The sequence below is a fragment of the Alkalibacterium sp. m-11 genome, from assembly GCF_054658155.1.
The window spans coordinates 1-246 of record NZ_BAAGIR010000654.1; the positions used below are offsets into that span (position 1 = coordinate 1).

General features: G+C 43.5%; 1 pseudogene. It reads right to left on the bottom strand.

Going from position 1 to position 246, the window contains the following annotated elements:
- Positions 1–246, bottom strand: a pseudogene (locus ACYQ2O_RS13805) (IS3 family transposase); the annotation flags it as partial.

Below are 246 nucleotides of genomic sequence, written 5' to 3' on the forward strand. Positions count from 1 at the left end.
GGTTCGTGAATGCATCAATCACGGCAGATAAATAAGCTTTCCTTCCTCGCCCGTAAAAGAGATAGGTGATATCTGTTAAGAGGATCGTTCGTGGACCGTAGGCTCTAAATTCTCTGTTAACGAGATTAGGTTTTAACGCATGTTCCTGGCGTACTTTTGCCATGCGCTTATACGGATTCGGTTTTCTTATAGGGCAGAACAGTCCAAACTTTCTCATTAAGCGCTGGATTTTCTTCCGGTTCATGA